Consider the following 17840-nt stretch of genomic DNA (forward strand, 5'->3'; position numbering starts at 1 on the left):
ATGGCCCTCACCCGCAACGAGATGGCCGCGCGCGCGGCCGCCGAGCTCGCAGACGGCTCGTACGTGAACCTCGGGATCGGGCTGCCGACGCTGGTCCCGAATTACGTGCCGGCCGGCGTCACGGTCGTGCTGCAGTCCGAGAACGGCATCCTCGGCGTCGGCCCGTATCCGCGTGACGCCGACGTCGATCCCGACCTCATCAATGCCGGCAAGGAGACCGTCACGACCCTTCCGGGCGCAGCATTCTTCGACTCGGCGACGAGCTTCGGCATGATCCGCGGCGGCAAGATCGACGCGGCGATCCTCGGCGCCATGCAGGTGTCGGCGACGGGCGACATCGCGAACTGGATGATCCCCGGGAAGATGGTCAAGGGCCCGGGCGGCGCGATGGACCTCGTGCACGGCGCGGCGAAGGTGATCGTCCTGATGGAGCACGTCGCGAAGGACGGCACGGCCAAGATCGTCCACGAATGCTCGCTGCCGCTCACCGGCAGGCGCGTCGTCGACCGCATCATCACCGACCTGGCCGTGATCGACGTCACCGACGAGGGGCTGGTGCTCGTCGAGACCGCCCCCGGCGTCACGGTCGACGAGGTCGTGGCGGCGACCGAACCCGAGCTGATCGTCCCGGAGCACGTCGGCTCCGTCGAACTTAAGGTGGAAGCATGAACCACGACGACGTCGTCATCGTCGCAGCTGCGCGCACTCCGCAGGGGCGACTCAAGGGTCAGCTCGCGTCGCTCACGGCGGTGCAGCTCGGCAGCATCGCGATCCGCGGCGCCCTCGAGCAGGGCGGCGTTCCGCCTGAGGCGGTGGATGCTGTCTTCGTCGGGCAGGTGCTGCCCGCCGGAGCAGGCCAGAACCCGGCCCGTCAGGCGGCGGTCGGCGCCGGCATCCCATGGTCGGTGCCCTCGGCATCCGTCAACAAGGTCTGCCTCTCGGGACTCACCGCGATCATCGACGGGGCTCGCATGATCGCCGTCGGCGACGCGACGGTCGTGGTGGCGGCCGGCATGGAGTCGATGACCCGGGCTCCGCATCTGCTGATGGGTTCGCGCGACGGCTGGTCGTACGGCACCGTCGAGGTGCTCGACCACATGGCCTACGACGGGCTCACCGACGCGTATGACCGCGAGAGCATGGGTGCCTCGACCGAACGGCACAACGGTCCGCTGCACATCACGCGCGAGATGCAGGATGCGGTAGCCGCCCGATCGCACCGGCGCGCTGCTGCGGCGACCGAGGCCGGGGTCTTCGAGGCCGAGATCGTGCCGGTCGAGATCCGGCAGCGCAAGGGGGACCCCATCGTGCTGACCAAGGACGAAGGCATCCGCCCGGACACGACGGTCGAGACCCTCGCCGCCCTGCGCCCGGCCTTCGCCGATGACGGCACGATCACGGCCGGCAATTCGTCGCAGATCTCGGACGGGGCATCCGCCGTCGTCCTCACCTCCCGCTCCCACGCCGACGAGCACGGCTGGCCCGTGCTCGCGGTCGTCGGGGCGTCGGGTCAGGTCGCGGGACCCGACAACTCGCTGCATTCGCAGCCTGCCCGGGCGATCGAGAAGGCGCTCGCCAAGCAGAAGATCGGAGCGGCGGACCTCGACATCGTCGAGATCAACGAGGCCTTCGGCGCCGTGGTCGCCCGATCGCAGCAGGAACTCGGCCTCTCGGACGACATCGTCAACCCGCACGGCGGCGGCATCGCGATCGGGCACCCGATCGGGGCATCCGGCAACCGCCTCGTCGTGCACGCCGTCCACGAGCTGGTCCGCCGCGGCAGCGGCACGGCCGCGGTCGCCCTCTGCGGCGGCGGCGGACAGGGCGATGCGCTCATCCTGACCCGCTGACCCGAGCTCCGGGGGTTCGGGGCGCCTTTCGTCCGTCGGGGCGTACTATCCGCGCCCCAACCGACCGAACGCGCCCCGAACCCGGAAACCCCGGACCGAACGCGCCCCAAACCCGGAAACCCGGACCGAACGCGCCCCAAACCCGGAAACCCCGGACCGAACGCGCACGAAACCCCGGAAACCCGGGGCCGGGCCGACATCAGGACGCGCGGGCGCTGTCGAGGCGCTTCTTATACAGCTTCTCGGCCTTCGGGGCGATGGGGGAGTCCTCGGCGACCTCCCGGCCCCGCCGTGCGCGGCGGGTGTCGACGGCGGCGCCGACGGCGAGGGTCACGCTGATGCCCCAGCTGAGCCATGCGAGCGCCGTCCGCCAAGTGAATGGCTCCTTCTCGCGCATGCTCCGCAGCAGCGCGAGCCCGCTGAGGATCGCTGAGAAGAGCCCGGTGCTGAAGAGGTACCTGCGCATACGCCCACGCTACTCGTCGCCGCGCAAGGGGCCCAAAGCATCGCCGGGCGCACTGTTAGCCTGAAGGCAACCGGGGTCAGGAGCGCGTGTGGAGAAGGCCGAGTTCGTCGTCGTCGCGAATCGTCTGCCTGTCGATCATGCGACCGGAGAAGACGGCGAGCCGAGCTGGGGCCGTTCACCCGGCGGCCTCGTGACGGCACTCGACCCGGTGATGCGCCAGGCGGACGGCGCCTGGGTCGGGTGGGTCGGCAAGCCCGACCTCGACATCGAGCCGTTCGAGATCGATGGGACGCACCTCGTGCCGGTGCGGCTGAGCGCCGAAGACGTCGAGCTGTACTACGAGGGCTTCTCGAACGACACCATCTGGCCGCTGTACCACGATGTGATCTCGCCGCCCCGCTACCGCCGCGTCTGGTGGGAGGCCTATCAGCGGGTGAACCGGCGATTCGCGGATGCCGCCGCCGAGGCTGCGGCGGTCGGCGCCGTCGTCTGGGTCCAGGACTACCAGTTGCAACTCGTGCCGCAGATGCTGCGTGAGTCGCGGCCGGATCTGACCATCGGGTACTTCCACCACATACCGTTCCCGGCATACGGTCTCTTCTCGCAGCTGCCCTGGCGCCGCCAGGTGCTGCAGGGACTTCTCGGTGCCGACGTGATCGGCTTCCAGCGCGTGGCGGATGCCGGCAACTTCGCGCGGGCGGTGCGCCGCCAGCTGCGCTATGACACGAAGGCCTCGGGCATCACTGTCCCGAACGACGACGGCACCACCCGTCGAGCCCTCGCGAAGGCATTTCCGATCTCGATCGATGCCGCGTCGTACATCGAGCTGGCGCGGCGCGCGGACGTTCGAGCGCGCGCCGACGAGATCCGAGCGAGCCTGGGCAATCCCAAGCAGATCCTGCTCGGCGTCGACCGGCTCGACTACACCAAGGGCATCCGCCACCGCATGAAGGCGTATGGCGAGCTGCTCGACGACGGCCGCCTCGGCGTCGAGGACGTCACGCTGGTGCAGGTCGCGAGCCCGAGCCGGGAGCGCGTCGAGGCCTACGTCCAGCTGCGTGACGAGATCGAGCTCATGGTCGGCAGGGTCAACGGCGATCACGACACGATGGATCACACGGCGATCCGGTATCTGCACCAGAACTACCCGCGCGAAGAGATGGTCGCCCTGTACCTCGCCGCCGACGTCATGCTCGTCACGGCGCTCCGCGACGGCATGAACCTCGTCGCGAAGGAATACGTCGCCGCGCGGGTGGACAACCGGGGCGTCCTGGTGCTCAGCGAATTCGCCGGCGCGTCCGACGAGCTCGGCAGCGCCATCCGGATCAACCCGCACGACATCGGCGGCCTGAAGGATGCCATCATGCGCGCCATCGAGATGCCCGCCGCCGAGCAGGGGCGACGCATGCGCGCGCTCCGCCGCCGTGTCCTCGATCACACCGTCGAGGACTGGTCGCGCGATTTCCTCGACGCCCTGGACGCCTTCCATGAGCAGGAGCAGTCACAGTGAACGAGGTGTGGCGTGACGCGCTCCGCGAGGTCGCGGCATCCGATCGGCTTCTCGTCGCGCTCGACTTCGACGGGACTCTCGCGCCGCTCGAGGACGAGCCCATGGACGCCCGGATGCTGCCTGCCGCGCGCAACGCCGTGAACGCGCTTCTCGACGCGCCCCGAACCGTGGTGGCGCTCGTCTCGGGTCGGAGCCTCCGCGACCTGCGGACGATCGGCGAGCATCGCAACGACTCCCGGGTGCTGCTCGCCGGATCGCACGGCGCGGAGTTCTGGGTGCCCGGCGAGGGTGCGATCGTGCACCCCGACAACCCCGCCGACGCCGCACTGCGCGACGAGCTGCGCGCCCGCGCCGAGGCCGCGACCCAGCAGCTCGAGGGCGTCTGGATCGAGCCGAAGACGTTCGGCCTGGGCGTGCACACCCGTCGCGCCACGGCGGAGGCCGCCGAGGATGCCAATCGCATCGTCGACGCGATCGTGCAGGCGGATGCCCCGCACTGGCGGCGCCGGACCGGTCACAACATCGTCGAATACGCGTTCCGGCATGAGGGAAAGGATTCCGCCGTCGCGGAGCTGCGCGAGCGCACCGGTGCGACGGCCGTGCTGTTCGCCGGCGACGACGTCACCGACGAGGACGCCCTGCGAAGCCTCGGCCCGCACGACCTCGGCGTGCACGTCGGCGACAAGCCCACCGCGGCCCGGCTCTCCGTGGCCGGCATCCCCGCTCTCGCCGGCCTGCTGAGCCTGCTCGCGACCGAGCGAGCCGCCGTGCGGGAATAGACTTCCAAGATGCCTGAGGCCCGCCAGACCAGCAGCGAATCGATCGACATCAAACCCCGCAGCCGGGTCGTCACCGACGGCATCGAGGCGACGACATCCCGCGGGATGCTCCGCGCGGTCGGCATGGGCGACGAGGACTGGGACAAGCCCCAGATCGGCATCGCGTCGAGCTGGAACGAGATCACCCCCTGCAACCTGAGCCTCGACCGGCTCGCGCAGGGCGCCAAGGAGGGCGTCCACGCGGGTGGGGGCTACCCCCTGCAGTTCGGCACGATCTCGGTCTCGGACGGCATCTCGATGGGCCATGAGGGCATGCACTTCTCGCTCGTCTCGCGCGAGGTCATCGCCGACTCGGTCGAGACCGTCATGATGGCCGAGCGCCTCGACGGATCCGTGCTCCTGGCCGGGTGCGACAAGTCGATCCCCGGCATGCTGATGGCGTCGGCGCGGCTGGACCTCTCGAGCGTGTTCCTCTACGCCGGCTCGATCGCGCCGGGATGGGTGAAGCTCAGCGACGGCACTGAGAAGGACGTCACGATCATCGACTCGTTCGAGGCCGTCGGCGCGTGCCTCGCCGGCAGGATGAGCGAGGCCGACCTGAAGCGCATCGAGTGCGCGATCGCCCCCGGTGAGGGCGCGTGCGGTGGCATGTACACCGCGAACACCATGGCCTCCGTCGCCGAGGCGCTCGGGCTCAGCCTTCCCGGCTCCGCCGCGCCGCCGTCGGCCGACCGCCGCCGCGACTACTTCGCGCACCGCTCCGGCGAAGCGGTGGTCAACCTGCTCCGTCTGGGCATCACGACCCGCGACATCCTCACCCCCGAGGCGTTCGAGAACGCGATCGCCCTCGCGATGGCGCTCGGCGGCTCGACCAACGTCGTCCTGCACCTCCTGGCGATCGCGCGCGAGGCCGAGGTCGAGCTGGACCTCCACGACTTCAACCGGATCGGCGACAAGGTTCCCCATGTGGCCGACATGAAGCCGTTCGGCAAGTACGTCATGAACGACGTCGACCGCCACGGCGGCATCCCGGTCATCATGAAGGCGATGCTCGACGAGGGACTGCTCCACGGCGACGCGCTCACCGTGACAGGCAGGACGCTCGCCGAGAACCTCGCCGAGCTGAACCCCGATCCGGTCGACGGCACCGTCATCCACACATTCGACAACCCGATCCACGCGACCGGGGGCATCACGATCCTGCACGGCTCGATGGCGCCCGAGGGTGCGGTCGTGAAGTCGGCGGGGTTCGACGCGAACGTGTTCGAGGGCCCCGCTCGCGTGTTCGAACGCGAGCGCGCCGCGATGGACGCGCTCGAGACCGGCCGGATCGAGGCGGGCGATGTGATCGTCATCCGCTACGAGGGACCGAAGGGCGGCCCCGGCATGCGCGAGATGCTCGCGATCACCGCCGCCATCAAGGGCGCAGGGCTCGGAAAAGATGTACTACTCTTGACGGACGGCAGATTCTCAGGCGGCACAACCGGCCTGTGCATCGGCCACATAGCACCCGAAGCGGTGGACTCCGGTCCCATCGCCTTCGTGCGCGATGGTGATCTGATACGGGTCGATATCGCGGCTCGCACTCTCGACCTACTCGTCGACGATGCAGAGCTCGACTCCCGCCGCTTCGGCTGGGAGCCGCTTCCTCCGCGCTATACCCGTGGCGTCCTTGCCAAGTACTCCCGTCTCGTGCGCTCCGCTGCGGAGGGCGCGGTCACGGGTTAGCACGGCTTCCGACATCCCGCTCTCGATAGAGGATCATCACCATGTCTGCCGAATCCGCCACGGCCGTCCCACGGCCTCCCGCCCGCACCGCCGCTGCGCCCGTGCTCACGGGGGCGCAGGCGGTCGTCCGCTCGCTCGAGCTGCTCGGCGTCACCGACGTCTTCGGTCTGCCCGGGGGTGCCATCCTCCCCGTCTACGACCCGCTGATGGACAGCACGGCTCTGCGCCACATCCTGGTGCGGCACGAGCAGGGCGCCGGTCACGCGGCCGAGGGCTATGCCGCGGCATCCAACAAGGTCGGCGTCGCGATCGCGACCTCCGGCCCCGGCGCCACCAACCTCGTCACGGCGATCGCCGACGCGTACATGGACTCGGTGCCGATCGTGTGCATCACCGGACAGGTCTTCTCGAACCTCATGGGCACGGATGCCTTCCAAGAGGCCGACATCGTCGGCATCACGATGCCCATCACGAAGCACTCGTTCCTCGTGAAGCGGCCGGAGGACGTGCCCGGCGCCATCGCGGCGGCCTTCGAGATCGCGGGCACCGGTCGACCCGGACCCGTGCTCGTGGACATCACCAAGGACGCGCAGCAGGCGGAGGCGCCGTTCGTGTGGCCGCCGAAGATCGACCTTCCGGGCTACCGCCCGGTCACGAAGGCGCACGGCAAGCAGATCCAGGCCGCGGCCCAGCTGCTCGCCGCGGCCAAGAAGCCGGTGCTGTACGTCGGCGGCGGGGTCATCCGCTCGCAGGCGTCGGCGGAGCTGCGCGCACTCGCCGAGACCACCGGCGCCCCCGTCGTGACGACGCTCATGGCACGCGGCGCCTTCCCCGACTCGCATCCGCAGCATCTCGGGATGCCCGGGATGCACGGCACCGTCCCCGCGGTGCTCGCGCTGCAGGAGGCCGACCTGCTGATCTCGCTGGGTGCCCGCTTCGACGATCGGGTCACGGGCAAGGCGTCGCTCTTCGCGCCGAACGCGCAGGTTGTGCACGTGGACATCGACCCGGCCGAGATCGGCAAGATCCGCGCGGCCGAGGTTCCGATCGTCGGCGATCTGAAGGACGTGCTCGTCGACCTGGATGCCGCCTACCGCGCAGCCGCGGCGACCGTCGCGCCCGACATCGCAGAGTGGTGGTCGTTCCTCGACGGGCTGCGCGACGAGTTCCCCCTCGGCTACTCCCAGCCCACCGACGGGCTGATGTCGCCGCAGTACGTGATCCAGCGGATCGGCGAGCTGACCGGGCCCGAGGGCGTGTTCGCGGCCGGAGTGGGCCAGCACCAGATGTGGTCCGCGCAGTTCATCAAGTACGAGCGGCCGAACTCGTGGCTGAACTCGGGCGGTGCGGGCACGATGGGCTACGCCGTTCCGGCCGCGATGGGCGCGAAGGTCGCCGAGCCCGATCGTCAGGTCTGGGCGATCGACGGCGACGGCTGCTTCCAGATGACCAATCAGGAGCTGGCCACCTGCACGATCAACAACATCCCGATCAAGGTCGCGATCATCAACAACTCGTCGCTCGGGATGGTGCGCCAGTGGCAGACGCTGTTCTACGACGGCCGCTACTCGCACACGAGCCTCAACACGGGTCACGGCACCATGCGCGTGCCCGACTTCGTGAAGCTCGCCGAGGCGTACGGCTGCCTCGCCATCCGCGTCGAGAAGGAGGAGGACGTGGATGCCGCCATCCAGACCGCCCTCGCCACCAACGACCGGCCCGTGGTCATCGACTTCGTGGTGAGCGCCGACGCGATGGTCTGGCCGATGGTGCCGCAGGGCGTCAGCAACAGCTACGTCCAGTACGCGCGCGACCACGCGCCGGCGTTCGAGCAGGAGGACTGAGGGGCATGTCGACGCATGTGCTGAGCCTCCTGGTCGAGGACAAGCCCGGCCTGCTGACCCGTGTCGCGGGGCTCTTCGCCCGCCGGGGCTTCAACATCGAGTCCCTCGCCGTGGGCGTGACCGAGGTGCCGGGCCTGTCCCGCATCACGGTCGTCGTCGACGTCGAGGCGCTGCCGCTCGAGCAGGTGACCAAGCAGCTGAACAAGCTGATCAACGTCATCAAAATCGTCGAGCTCGACCCCGTCGCTTCCGTTCAGCGCGAGCACATGCTCGTCAAGGTCCGCGCCGACAACGCGACCCGCTCGAACGTGCTCGAGGTCGTGAACCTGTTCCGCGGCTCGATCGTGGACTACGCGCCCGATGCGCTCGTCGTCGAGGTGACCGGCGACAAGGGGAAGGTCGAGGCATTCCTGCGCGCTCTCGAGCCCTTCGGCATCAAGGAGCTCGCCCAGTCCGGACTGCTCGCCCTCGGGCGCGGCGGCAAGAGCATCACCGAGCGCGTGCTGCGGGGCTGACCAAACGACCACGCCGAACCAGAAACACAAGGAGAAACACCCCCATGGCTGAAATCTTCTACGACGACGACGCCGACCTCGCGCTCATCCAGAGCAAGAAGGTCGCGATCGTCGGCTACGGCTCGCAGGGCCATGCCCACGCGCAGAATCTTCGCGACTCGGGCGTCGAGGTCGTCGTCGCGCTCAAGGACGGCTCGAAGTCGGCCGCCAAGGCCGAGGACGAGGGCTTCGAGGTCAAGTCCGTGGCGGATGCGGCCGAGTGGGCCGACGTCATCATGATCCTCGCGCCGGATCAGCACCAGCGCGGCATCTACAACGACCACATCAAGGACAAGCTCGTCCCGGGCAAGACCCTCGCGTTCGCGCACGGGTTCAACATCCGCTTCGGCTACATCCAGCCGCCCGAAGGCGTTGACGTCATCCTCGTCGCACCCAAGGCGCCCGGTCACACTGTGCGTCGCGAGTACGTTGCGGGCCGCGGCATCCCGGACATCATCGCGGTGGAGCAGGATGCCTCGGGCCAGGCGTGGGACCTCGCGAAGTCGTACGCGAAGGCCCTCGGCGGCACCCGCGCCGGCGTCATCAAGACGACGTTCACGGAAGAGACCGAGACCGACCTGTTCGGCGAGCAGACCGTGCTGTGCGGTGGCGTGTCGCAGCTGGTCCAGTACGGCTTCGAGACGCTGACCGAAGCCGGCTACCAGCCGCAGATCGCCTACTTCGAGGTGCTGCACGAGCTGAAGCTCATCGTCGACCTGATGTGGGAGGGCGGCATCGCCAAGCAGCGCTGGTCGGTCTCCGACACGGCCGAATACGGCGACTACGTCTCGGGTCCGCGCGTCATCGACCCGCATGTGAAGGAGAACATGCAGGCGGTGCTGGCCGACATCCAGTCCGGCGCGTTCGCGCAGCGCTTCATCGCGGACCAGGATGCCGGGGCTCCCGAGTTCTACGCGCTCCGCGAGAAGGGCGCCCAGCACCCGATCGAAGAGGTCGGCAAGGAACTGCGGGCACTGTTCGCCTGGAAGCAGACGGACGAGGACTACGTGGAGGGTTCAGCCGCGCGCTGATCCGACCTCACGAGCTCTCGGCGCCATCCGCCGAGCCCGGCTTCACAGCCACTAGAGCCCGGTCCCCAATAGGGGCCGGGCTCGCGGCGTTCGCGCGTCAGGACGCCAGCTCGGCGCATGTATCGATCTGCTCCTCGCCGGGGAAGTAGGTCGACCACTCCTTCTCGGTCAACTCGCGGCCGGCGAGCGCACAGGCGCTCAAGGCCTGCTCGTTCGGACGAAGGTCCCACACGCGGATTCCGTCTGAGACTCTTTCGAGCAGGGTGCCTCCGTCGGCGCTGAGGAACCCGCCGACCCGGAAGCCGACATTCACTCCACCGCTGAATTCCAAGCTCGACAACTCGCTCCGAAGTGGTGAGGCGAGCGCGATGTCGGCCGTCAGGTCGTACAGGGTGAGTGCGTTGTTCCAGCCGACGTTGAGGAGTGTGCGACCGTCGGCGCTGACCGAGATCTTCTGGCCGCCGCCGATCGCGCGGGGGAGGGGCGAGACAGGATTGAGCGTTGCGATGTCGTAGAGCTGCGCCTGGCTGTCCGAGACACCTACCACGAGATGGTCGTTGACGACGTGGCTGGCTTCGAGGCCGTACAGGCCGCCGACGAGCTTCGCGCCACTCGCGATGTCGAAGAGAGCTGTCTCCGTGCGGCCTTCCGTCTCATACGTGAGGACAGCGCGCCGCCCATCGTGCGTCTCGCTCAGCGACCAGACGACGAAGTGGTCGGCCGCGATGGCCAGGCGATCCCCCAGCGGCTCGCCCGTCGCCGGGTCGAAGGCCACGATGCCCGTATCCCACACCGCGAAGGCGGGACGTCCCCAGGCGCCAGCCATGACGTCGAACTCGTCCGGCAGACCAGTGATTCGCAGCGCGATCTTCTCCTCCGTGGTTATGCGCTCGAGCTGCGGCCGGCCCGATCCGTCATAGCGAGCGGCGATGCCTGAGCCGAGGAGGACGATCCGATCCGACTCGTCGCCGACGGGGACGTCGCGCTCGAAGTCCCACAGCCGCATGCGCCCGCCGTCCCTCGCACGCGTAACGACGAGTGAACCGCCCTGTTCGGGGCCGTCGATGAGCTCGCGCCCCTTCGCGATGATGCCGGCGCCAGCCCCGCCTCCGTCAATCCGCCATCGCATCCAGATAGGGGGCGTCTCGATGGAGACGAGAATCGACTCATCATCGATCGTCGCCAAGTACGGCGACCGATTGAGTTGGAGCGCCGTCCGAGTGTTCGTCGTCTCACCGGTGGCGAGGTCGAGGAGCGCGAGGCCGAGGAACGATCCGCACGCCACCGTACTCCCGCTCGCGATGTGGAGCACGCCACAGTGGGCCTCGCCCTTCACCAGCCGTCGCCAGAGCGTCGCTCCTGTTGCGACATCTATCCGCACCGTGCCGCCCAGTCCGGTGCTGACGAGGCCGCCTTCGTGGTCGGCGACGATGTCCCCGCTTGTAAAGTCCCCTTCGAGCGGAATCGTACGCGCGAGCGCGAGTGTCTCGCGGTCAAAGATGCGGATCTGATCGACCGCAGCGACCGCCAAGAGACCGCCGTCGATGAGCGCGATCCCGAAGCCGGAATCCCCGGGGTGGTCGCCGGGCTCGTCGAAGACGCCCGCAGCCGACTCGCGAACCTCTCCGGTCGTCATGTCGACAGCCATGACATCGCCGGTGATGGGTTGTGCGACGTAGAGGCGTCCGCCTTCCCCGTCGAACGCCATGTGACCCGCCATCTGCGCCCGCACGAGGCTCGTTCCCGGCAGCGTGTCGCCGGTCGCGATGTCCAGGAGGGTGAGCATCCTGCGGCAGCACCCATCGGCGTCCGACGGATCCGGCACCGGAGATTGGATCGCCGCCGCCGAGCCGTCGGGACTCACAGCGAGTTCGTACCACGTGTTCGGCGGCACCTCTGGAAGGACGAGGTCGAATGCGCGGACGACCTGGCCGGTGTTGATGTCGACGATGTCGACTTTGGGCGGGCGGCCGGGCTCGGACGACTCCACGCGCAGTGCCGTGGACGTGCCAGGGATGATGTCGAGGACGGGCAGATAGGCATCCGGGTCATGATGCGCGGCGACGAGTCCTCCCGTGCTGATCATGACACCCCACAGGGCCGAGCGTGTGCGCGGATCGTGTGGCCATCGCCGGAACGCCTCCGCAGCGAGAAGCGAGGCCATCTCCCGGTCGTTGTCGATGAGCGAGAGCGATGTCGCCACGACCGCCTCCACGCGTGCGTTCTCTGCGGCGACTTGCGCCTCGCCGCCCTGCACTGCGGCGAGTCCACCGGCGGCAAGAGCGACCACGAGCAGCACGGCTGCGCCCGCGAGCGCCCATCGCAGCCGACGGTTGTTCCGCTTGTCGCGGGCCGCGCGGTCGGCGAGCTCGCGGACCTCGCCGCGCTCCCGTTCGGCCGCAGCGTCGAGGAATCCCTGCTCCACTGCCGTGAGGTCCGGCTCGGATCGGTCCCGCCAGTCGAGCGCTGATTGCAGCCGGGCACCGCGGAGGAGGTCTTCGTCACGCCGACCCGACCCGTTCCACAGGTCGGCCGCCGTAGCAACGGTCGCCACGAGGCGCGCACCCTCGGCATCCTCTTCCAGCCAGCCGTCGAGTCGCGGCCACGCCGTGGCGATCGCCTCATGCGCGACCAGTATCGTTTCGCCGTCCAGCGTCAGCAGCCTCGTGGCGACCAGCCGCTCCAGGACGCGACGGCGCTGCGGATCGGCGAGCAGCGGCGCCAGCTGAGCCGGCCGCCGGACCGACCGGCCGCCGGCATCACGCTGGATCAGCCGCAGCATGAGCGCCCGGCAGACCACGGCATCCGCGTCGTCCATCGACTGATACACATTCTCGGCGGACTGGCCGATGGCTCCCGCGATTCCGCCGGACTCCTCGTAGCCGTCGACGGTGAGCGTGCTGCCCTCGCGGCGGATCCACGTCTCCAGCAGCGCGTGCGACACGTGCGGCAGCGTTGTCTGCCGATCGCCGGCATCGCGCACGATGAGCTCGACGAGGCCCGGTTCGAGCCGCAGTCCGGCCCGCGCGGCCGGTTCGATGACGGCTTGCCGAAGGCCCTCTTCCGAGAGCGGGCCGAGGGCGTAGAGGCCGCGCGCCACGTCGGGACCGATGTGAGGCAGGGCGATCGCCCGATCGAGGAAGTCCGAACGCAACGTAAGGACGAGCGCGCCGCCCAGACGCAGAGCTTCCTCGAACAGAGCGCCGGTCGCCTCGATCTCGGGTTCGTCCAGTTGGAAGATCGCCTCCGCCTGGTCGACGACTACGATCTCGGGCGCGCCGAAATGATGAAGCGCCGTGCGAAGGGAGTTGACGAGCGTCGCACCGCCGCGCAGGATCTCGACTCTGCGCCCGCTCTCCCGTTCTCTCGGAATGACCCCGGCGAGCACCAGCGACGATTTGCCGGATCCCGAGGGGCCGACGATGGTGAGGATCGAGCCGGAATGGACGCGGGAGAGGATCGCCTCGATCGCATCCTGCCGACCGAAGAAGTCTTCGGCATCGTCGGGGCCGAACGGCACGAGCCCACGGTAGGGGCACAGATCGTTCGCGGGCGGCGGCGCGGGGAGGGCATCGAGAGTGGGATCCTGCCGCAGCATCGCCGTCTCCAGCTGGCGCAGGCGGGAAGACAGTTCGACGCCGAACTCGTCTGCGAAACGCTCACGCGCCTCGCGGATCGCAGCAAGGGCCTCGATCTGGCGGCCGGCGCGATAGTTCGCCACCGCGAGGATCGCCCACCGCTCTTCTCGGAGCGGCTCGATCGGCACTGCCTGCTCCGCCTCCGCGATGATCTCGCGATGCGCGCCGATGTGGAGGCGCTCTTCGAGCAGCTCCTCTTCGGCGCTGCGCCGGATCTCGGACAGTCGGCCTGCCTCCTGCCTGGCTGGCTCCCAATCCGCGAGCTCGGAGAAGGCCCGACCACGCCACAGCCCGAGTGCCCGCCGGTACGCGTCGATCGCGCGATCGTGATCGGAATGGAGCGCGTGCTTGCGTGCGCGAGAGACGAGCCGCTCGAACTCGAAGGCATCGATCGCGCTGTTGTCGATGCCGAGCACATAGTCGGAACCGCGGGTGAGCACCGCCTCGGGACCGAGGCGGCCGCGGATGCGTGCGACAGAGGTCTTCACCTGCTGCGACCACGTCCGAGGCGGATTATCACCCCAGTAGGCCTCTGCGAGCTCATCCGACGACACTGACGCGCCGGCCCGCACGATGAGGGCGCTGAAGATCGCCCGCTCCCGCGGGCTGAGTGACTCCTCGGTTCCTGTGTCCAGGGGCCCGAGCACCCGAACGGTCATACCCGAAGTGTGGGACCGCGACTCGTCCGGGTCAATGCCGCAGGTCATGGGCGAGTACCGGATGAGTATCGCGCGGTGACCGGGTGAGTACCGTCCCCTGCGATCGTCAGTGACGAGCCGACGCATTGCCGGCTGATCACGGGAAGGAAACGTCATGGAAACCACCGCATCGAATCCCGCCAGGGGCGGGATGACCGCTAAGCCGACCAACGCAGTCCGCGTCGGCGCAACGGCGATCCTCGTCGCCGCCGGCCTCGCTTTCTTCGGCGTCGTCGGCGCCGGCACCGTCGCGCACGGACCGGCACCCGCCGTCGACATCGGCGCCGGCCATGTAAAGGTCCACCTCTGAAACCGAGACGACTGACCAGAGAACCACGCAGAAAGGGACCCCGATGCTTCACAACATCGACACCGCCTCTCAGCTGGAGCGGCAGCGTATTGCCGAGTTTTCAAGTGCCGCCCAGCTCATCGCGCTGCAGAAGGAGCGCGCCGTGACCGAAAAGCTGCCGGCGCGGCGACGCGACCCGGCGTGGCACCGATTTCTCACGCACTGGCACATCGCGCCGCGCTGGGTCCACTGAGCGCTTGCTGGATCTTCGGGACCGTGTTCCCGGCCTCGAAGAGTCGATCCGGCGCGGGGTTCCGGAGCAGCACGCCGTCTTCAGTGTTCGCGCGCAGCCATTGCTGGATCGAACGCAGTGCGGCCGCGGCAGCCCAGGCCGCCATCGTAGGTCGCTCGCGGTCAGCCGCGGGCTGCCCTTCGCGCGATCCGGCGCGGCGCTACCCTCTGTGCATGCCGACCCCATTCGTCATCGTCTGGCGCTACCGCGTGGCACTCGACCACCGCACCGAGTTCGAGGCGGCGTATGGCGCCAGCGGCCCGTGGGTGCAGCTTTTCGAGCGGAGCCGGCACTACCTCGGCACCGATCTTGTCGTCGGCGAGCAGGGCGACTACCTCACGATCGACCGCTGGGACTCCGAGGACGAGGCGACCGCGTTCCTGACGGCGAACCGCGCTGAGTACGACGAGATCGAAAGCCGCTGCGCCGATCTGACCGAGACCGAGGACCTGGTGCTCCGGGGCACGATGGTCTCGCAGCACTAGACGCGGCATCCGGCGTTCGATACACGCCTATATCAAGCGAGCCCTGCTCCGCTCTTCCCGTTGAGATCGCATCATTCCGAGGCGATCTCAACGGGAAGAAGAAGCATCATGAAGAGCAACTCCCAGCCGTCGCGGACAGCGACCTCCGTACGTCGGGCGCTGGCCGCATTCGCGATCGCCGCGGTTGCGATCGGCCTTGCGGCGTGCCAGACCCCGCCTCAGGCATCGACGGTACGGCCACCCACGTCGTCGTGTCGGCGCCGAAGTCGGCCGGCATCCATCTGCCGATCGACCGGATCAAGGCGCAGCTCGAGCATGACGAGCAGGTAAAGTCAGCGTCGCAGACCCCCAAGGTCACCGCGACCCCGCACGACTTGCAGCTCGTCATCGACGATCCTCCCGTCGCTCAGGCCGCTCACGCGAAGACCGGATCGATCCGCGAACGCGTGCTGTGACCGTGAGACTCGCCATCGCAGCGAGTGGGGGACTGCTTCCGAGCGCGGAGGCACGTCCCGCTCTCGTCTGCTGCCCGTGTTCGTGTGCGGCTGCTGGTCACCGGCGATAGTCGGGTCGATAGGGTGGGAACCATGCCCGCGCGCCCCGATGACGATGCCCTCGCATGGGACAGTGACGACGACCCCACCCTCGACGTCGGATCGCCTGTCGCGACAGGCGGATCGTCGCTTCCCGAGGGGTTCACGGCGGTCGGCAAGGATTCCGAGACAGTCGGAAAGGACGCCGACACGGTCGGCAGGACGTCCGAGACGGTCACCACGGCAAGCGACGCCGGCGCCGAGCTGCACGAGCGGCAGCCGCTGGGCAATGCGGCACTCGTCACACTGGGCATCCTCGGAGGTTTCTACCTCCTCTTCACGATCGGCTGGGTGATCGGCGGGTTCCGGTTGCAGGGCCGCGCACAGTACCTCTTCGCCGACGTGATGTTCCAGGGCTCCTTCTGGCTCGCCGCGCTGGCACCGGCGCTCTGGTTCGGCTCGGTTTTCCTGCTCACGCGGCGGTCAGCGGTATGGGTGCGTATCGTGTGGCTCGTCGCCGGAGCGATCCTGCTCGTGCCATGGCCGTTCATCATGGTCGGGACGGTGGGTCAATGAGAGAACACGTGACGGATGCCGCGGCATCCGTCCCCCGCAGGAACCCGACATGGCTCGTCGCGACGATCGCCGGCGGGTTCGGGCTCTTCTACGCGTACGCCGTGTGGAATGCGCTCGGCAACCTGACCCAGGCCGCGCCGCTCGGCCTCAACGCGCTCGGGTGGATCATCTGGATCTTCGCGACCGTGTTCCCGATCCTCGCGTTCATCGCCGCATTCACGGTGGGATACCGCGGCCCCGCACTTCACCTCGCACTCGTGATGCTCACCGGGCTCGCACTGACGGCGGTCTTCTGGCTCGACGTCGTCGCCTACACGACGACGCGCACGTCGTCGTTGCTCGCCTGACGGCCGCATCCTCGGGGGGTCGGTATCAACGAGACCCTTACGACCTCCTCCTCTCGAGGAGTATCGTCCGGCTCGAGGACGGTCCGCCGGCGAAGGAGAACATCGTGAACGTCAAACCATGGAGTACCGTCCGGCAAGGAGTCGACAACTCGGTCGTCACCGGCATCCAGTATCTGCTGCGCGCAAGGGGACATGCCGTCGCCGCTGACGGACAATTCGGCCCGGCCACCGCCGCTGCCGTGAGGGCATTCCAGACCGGCGCCGGTCTCACGGCCGATGCGGTCGTCGGTCCTCAGACGTGGGAGGCCCTCGTGGTGACCACGCACTCGGGGTCGACAGGCGATGCAGTCCGCGCCGTCCAGCAGTTCGGCTTGGTCTCGTCGCCCGGACTGCCCCCGCTCGTCGTCGACGGCTCCTACGGACCGCTCACCGCCGAGCGGGTATCAGAACTCCAGCGCCAGTGGGGCCTGACGATCGACGGCCAAGCAGGCCCCGAGACCTGGTCGTTCCTGAGCACCTTCCTGCCCGGTCCGCGCCCGTGGGGCCTTGTGAAGCAGGGGGCGAGGCAGGCGGACAACTGGCGTGTGCTCGCCGCGCAGTATCTTCTTCGCGCGCATGGCTCGGGCATCGTCGCTGACGGGGTGTTCGGTCCTGCGAGCGGCGCGGCCGTCGAGGCCTTCCAGCGCACGCTTCGCGCCACCGAGATCAGCACGACCCTCGGGCAGCTGGACTGGCCGCGCCTGATCATCACGGTGCGCAGGGGCGACCATGGGGACGCGGTGCGTGCGCTGCAGACGCTGCTGACCGATCTTGCCGTGGACGGAGACTTCGGACCTCTCACCGAGACCAAGGTGCGTGACTTCCAGGGTGTGTTCCTTCCGCCCGCCGATGGCATCGTGGGCCCGATCACGTGGCAGGCGCTCACGTCGCCCATCTTCGACTGACCTTCGTCGTCGGCGACGGGTGACGGCGTCCGGCCCGATGCCGTCGTCCTTCTCCTGTCGTCAGCCGAGCACGCCCTCGCAGATCGACTTCTGAGCGCCGAGATCGCCGAGGTAGGTGGCCCACTCATCGCAGGGTCACGAGAACGCCGCCGCCGCGCTGCAGGTGCGCCTGTAGCAGTTCGCCGAACTCCTCGAGTTCGATCTGGCTGAGATCGAGCGAGAAGAGCTCCTCGAACTGGTCGACCACCACGAGAGGCTGATCGTCGCCCGCGCTCA

At 68.6% G+C, this 17840-nt stretch carries 18 protein-coding genes; 15 read left to right on the forward strand and 3 right to left on the reverse strand.

Annotated elements, in window-relative coordinates; translation table 11 throughout:
- Together ABD212_RS11400 and ABD212_RS11405 are read left to right on the forward strand one after the other, a co-directional pair.
- On the forward strand, positions 1-669 hold the full coding sequence (locus ABD212_RS11400) for a 3-oxoacid CoA-transferase subunit B (protein ID WP_344094659.1): 669 nt from the start codon (positions 1-3) through the stop codon (positions 667-669).
- A complete protein-coding gene (locus tag ABD212_RS11405; RefSeq protein WP_344094661.1) occupies positions 666-1850 on the forward strand; it encodes an acetyl-CoA C-acetyltransferase in 1185 nt (394 codons plus the stop codon). Before ABD212_RS11400 ends, ABD212_RS11405 begins: the two co-directional genes overlap by 4 nt.
- A gap of 199 nt (positions 1851-2049) precedes the next feature.
- On the opposite strand, the gene ABD212_RS11410 is transcribed toward ABD212_RS11405, so the two are convergent.
- Entirely contained in the window at positions 2050-2316 is a 267-nt protein-coding gene (locus tag ABD212_RS11410; protein ID WP_344094663.1) for a hypothetical protein, read from the reverse strand.
- A gap of 88 nt (positions 2317-2404) precedes the next feature.
- On the opposite strand from ABD212_RS11410, the gene ABD212_RS11415 reads away from it, so the two are divergent.
- The 6 genes from ABD212_RS11415 to ilvC are packed head-to-tail and all read left to right on the forward strand — an operon-like array spanning position 2405 to position 9762.
- Positions 2405-3826 (forward strand): alpha,alpha-trehalose-phosphate synthase (UDP-forming), encoded by a 1422-nt coding sequence (locus ABD212_RS11415; RefSeq protein ID WP_344094665.1) that lies wholly within the window; start codon positions 2405-2407, stop codon positions 3824-3826.
- The gene (gene otsB / locus ABD212_RS11420) at positions 3823-4605 is read left to right on the forward strand and encodes a trehalose-phosphatase (protein WP_344094667.1); all 783 of its coding nucleotides are present in this window, start codon (positions 3823-3825) and stop codon (positions 4603-4605) included. Before ABD212_RS11415 ends, otsB begins: the two co-directional genes overlap by 4 nt.
- A 9-nt stretch (positions 4606-4614) precedes the next feature.
- Positions 4615-6333 carry a dihydroxy-acid dehydratase gene (gene ilvD / locus ABD212_RS11425; RefSeq protein ID WP_344094669.1) on the forward strand — a complete coding sequence of 573 codons (1719 nt, stop codon included), beginning with the start codon at positions 4615-4617 and terminating at the stop codon, positions 6331-6333.
- Between the two features lie 41 nt (positions 6334-6374).
- The gene (locus ABD212_RS11430; protein WP_344094671.1) at positions 6375-8177 is read left to right on the forward strand and encodes an acetolactate synthase large subunit; all 1803 of its coding nucleotides are present in this window, start codon (positions 6375-6377) and stop codon (positions 8175-8177) included.
- 5 nt (positions 8178-8182) lie between these two features.
- Positions 8183-8692 (forward strand): acetolactate synthase small subunit, encoded by a 510-nt coding sequence (ilvN, locus tag ABD212_RS11435; RefSeq protein ID WP_344094673.1) that lies wholly within the window; start codon positions 8183-8185, stop codon positions 8690-8692.
- Between the two features lie 44 nt (positions 8693-8736).
- Complete coding sequence (ilvC, locus tag ABD212_RS11440) at positions 8737-9762, forward strand: ketol-acid reductoisomerase (RefSeq protein ID WP_344094675.1); 1026 nt, start codon at positions 8737-8739, stop codon at positions 9760-9762.
- Between the two features lie 97 nt (positions 9763-9859).
- Here ilvC and ABD212_RS11445 read toward each other — a convergent pair whose 3' ends face one another.
- Positions 9860-14059, reverse strand: coding sequence for an nSTAND1 domain-containing NTPase (locus tag ABD212_RS11445; RefSeq protein ID WP_344094677.1), 4200 nt, complete (start codon positions 14057-14059; stop codon positions 9860-9862).
- Between the two features lie 154 nt (positions 14060-14213).
- Between ABD212_RS11445 and ABD212_RS11450 the strand changes: the two genes are divergently transcribed.
- The 7 genes from ABD212_RS11450 to ABD212_RS11480 all read left to right on the forward strand — a co-directional run bounded on the left by ABD212_RS11450 (position 14214) and on the right by ABD212_RS11480 (position 17564).
- Complete coding sequence (locus ABD212_RS11450) at positions 14214-14408, forward strand: hypothetical protein (RefSeq protein WP_344094679.1); 195 nt, start codon at positions 14214-14216, stop codon at positions 14406-14408.
- Between the two features lie 43 nt (positions 14409-14451).
- Positions 14452-14640, forward strand: coding sequence for a hypothetical protein (locus ABD212_RS11455; protein WP_344094681.1), 189 nt, complete (start codon positions 14452-14454; stop codon positions 14638-14640).
- 212 nt (positions 14641-14852) lie between these two features.
- Entirely contained in the window at positions 14853-15164 is a 312-nt protein-coding gene (locus ABD212_RS11460; RefSeq protein WP_344094683.1) for a hypothetical protein, read from the forward strand.
- A 203-nt stretch (positions 15165-15367) separates the two neighbouring features.
- A complete protein-coding gene (locus ABD212_RS11465; RefSeq protein ID WP_344094685.1) occupies positions 15368-15619 on the forward strand; it encodes a hypothetical protein in 252 nt (83 codons plus the stop codon).
- Positions 15620-15751: 132 nt separating this feature from the next.
- Positions 15752-16273, forward strand: a complete 522-nt coding sequence (locus tag ABD212_RS11470) for a DNA polymerase III subunit gamma/tau (RefSeq protein ID WP_344094687.1) — start codon at positions 15752-15754, stop codon at positions 16271-16273.
- Complete coding sequence (locus ABD212_RS11475) at positions 16270-16620, forward strand: bacitracin resistance protein (protein ID WP_344094689.1); 351 nt, start codon at positions 16270-16272, stop codon at positions 16618-16620. Before ABD212_RS11470 ends, ABD212_RS11475 begins: the two co-directional genes overlap by 4 nt.
- A 104-nt stretch (positions 16621-16724) precedes the next feature.
- Complete coding sequence (locus ABD212_RS11480) at positions 16725-17564, forward strand: peptidoglycan-binding domain-containing protein (protein WP_344094691.1); 840 nt, start codon at positions 16725-16727, stop codon at positions 17562-17564.
- Between the two features lie 124 nt (positions 17565-17688).
- On the opposite strand, the gene ABD212_RS11485 is transcribed toward ABD212_RS11480, so the two are convergent.
- Positions 17689-17811 (reverse strand): hypothetical protein, encoded by a 123-nt coding sequence (locus ABD212_RS11485; RefSeq protein WP_344094693.1) that lies wholly within the window; start codon positions 17809-17811, stop codon positions 17689-17691.
- Positions 17812-17840 lie beyond the last annotated feature (29 nt).

Source organism: Microbacterium deminutum (genome assembly GCF_039530205.1).
GTDB lineage: Bacteria > Actinomycetota > Actinomycetes > Actinomycetales > Microbacteriaceae > Microbacterium > Microbacterium deminutum.

Excerpts from the sequence above, each read along its gene's own strand:
- ABD212_RS11400 (WP_344094659.1), top strand. The coding sequence starts at position 1 with ATGGCCCTCACCCGCAACGAGATGGCCGCGCGCGCGGCCGCCGAGCTC.
- ABD212_RS11405 (WP_344094661.1), top strand. The coding sequence starts at position 666 with ATGAACCACGACGACGTCGTCATCGTCGCAGCTGCGCGCACTCCGCAG.
- ABD212_RS11410 (WP_344094663.1), bottom strand. The coding sequence starts at position 2,316 with ATGCGCAGGTACCTCTTCAGCACCGGGCTCTTCTCAGCGATCCTCAGC.
- ilvD (WP_344094669.1), top strand. The coding sequence starts at position 4,615 with ATGCCTGAGGCCCGCCAGACCAGCAGCGAATCGATCGACATCAAACCC.
- ABD212_RS11430 (WP_344094671.1), top strand. The coding sequence starts at position 6,375 with ATGTCTGCCGAATCCGCCACGGCCGTCCCACGGCCTCCCGCCCGCACC.
- ilvN (WP_344094673.1), top strand. The coding sequence starts at position 8,183 with ATGTCGACGCATGTGCTGAGCCTCCTGGTCGAGGACAAGCCCGGCCTG.
- ilvC (WP_344094675.1), top strand. The coding sequence starts at position 8,737 with ATGGCTGAAATCTTCTACGACGACGACGCCGACCTCGCGCTCATCCAG.
- ABD212_RS11445 (WP_344094677.1), bottom strand. The coding sequence starts at position 14,059 with ATGACCGTTCGGGTGCTCGGGCCCCTGGACACAGGAACCGAGGAGTCA.
- ABD212_RS11450 (WP_344094679.1), top strand. The coding sequence starts at position 14,214 with ATGGAAACCACCGCATCGAATCCCGCCAGGGGCGGGATGACCGCTAAG.
- ABD212_RS11455 (WP_344094681.1), top strand. The coding sequence starts at position 14,452 with ATGCTTCACAACATCGACACCGCCTCTCAGCTGGAGCGGCAGCGTATT.
- ABD212_RS11460 (WP_344094683.1), top strand. The coding sequence starts at position 14,853 with ATGCCGACCCCATTCGTCATCGTCTGGCGCTACCGCGTGGCACTCGAC.
- ABD212_RS11470 (WP_344094687.1), top strand. The coding sequence starts at position 15,752 with ATGCCCGCGCGCCCCGATGACGATGCCCTCGCATGGGACAGTGACGAC.
- ABD212_RS11475 (WP_344094689.1), top strand. The coding sequence starts at position 16,270 with ATGAGAGAACACGTGACGGATGCCGCGGCATCCGTCCCCCGCAGGAAC.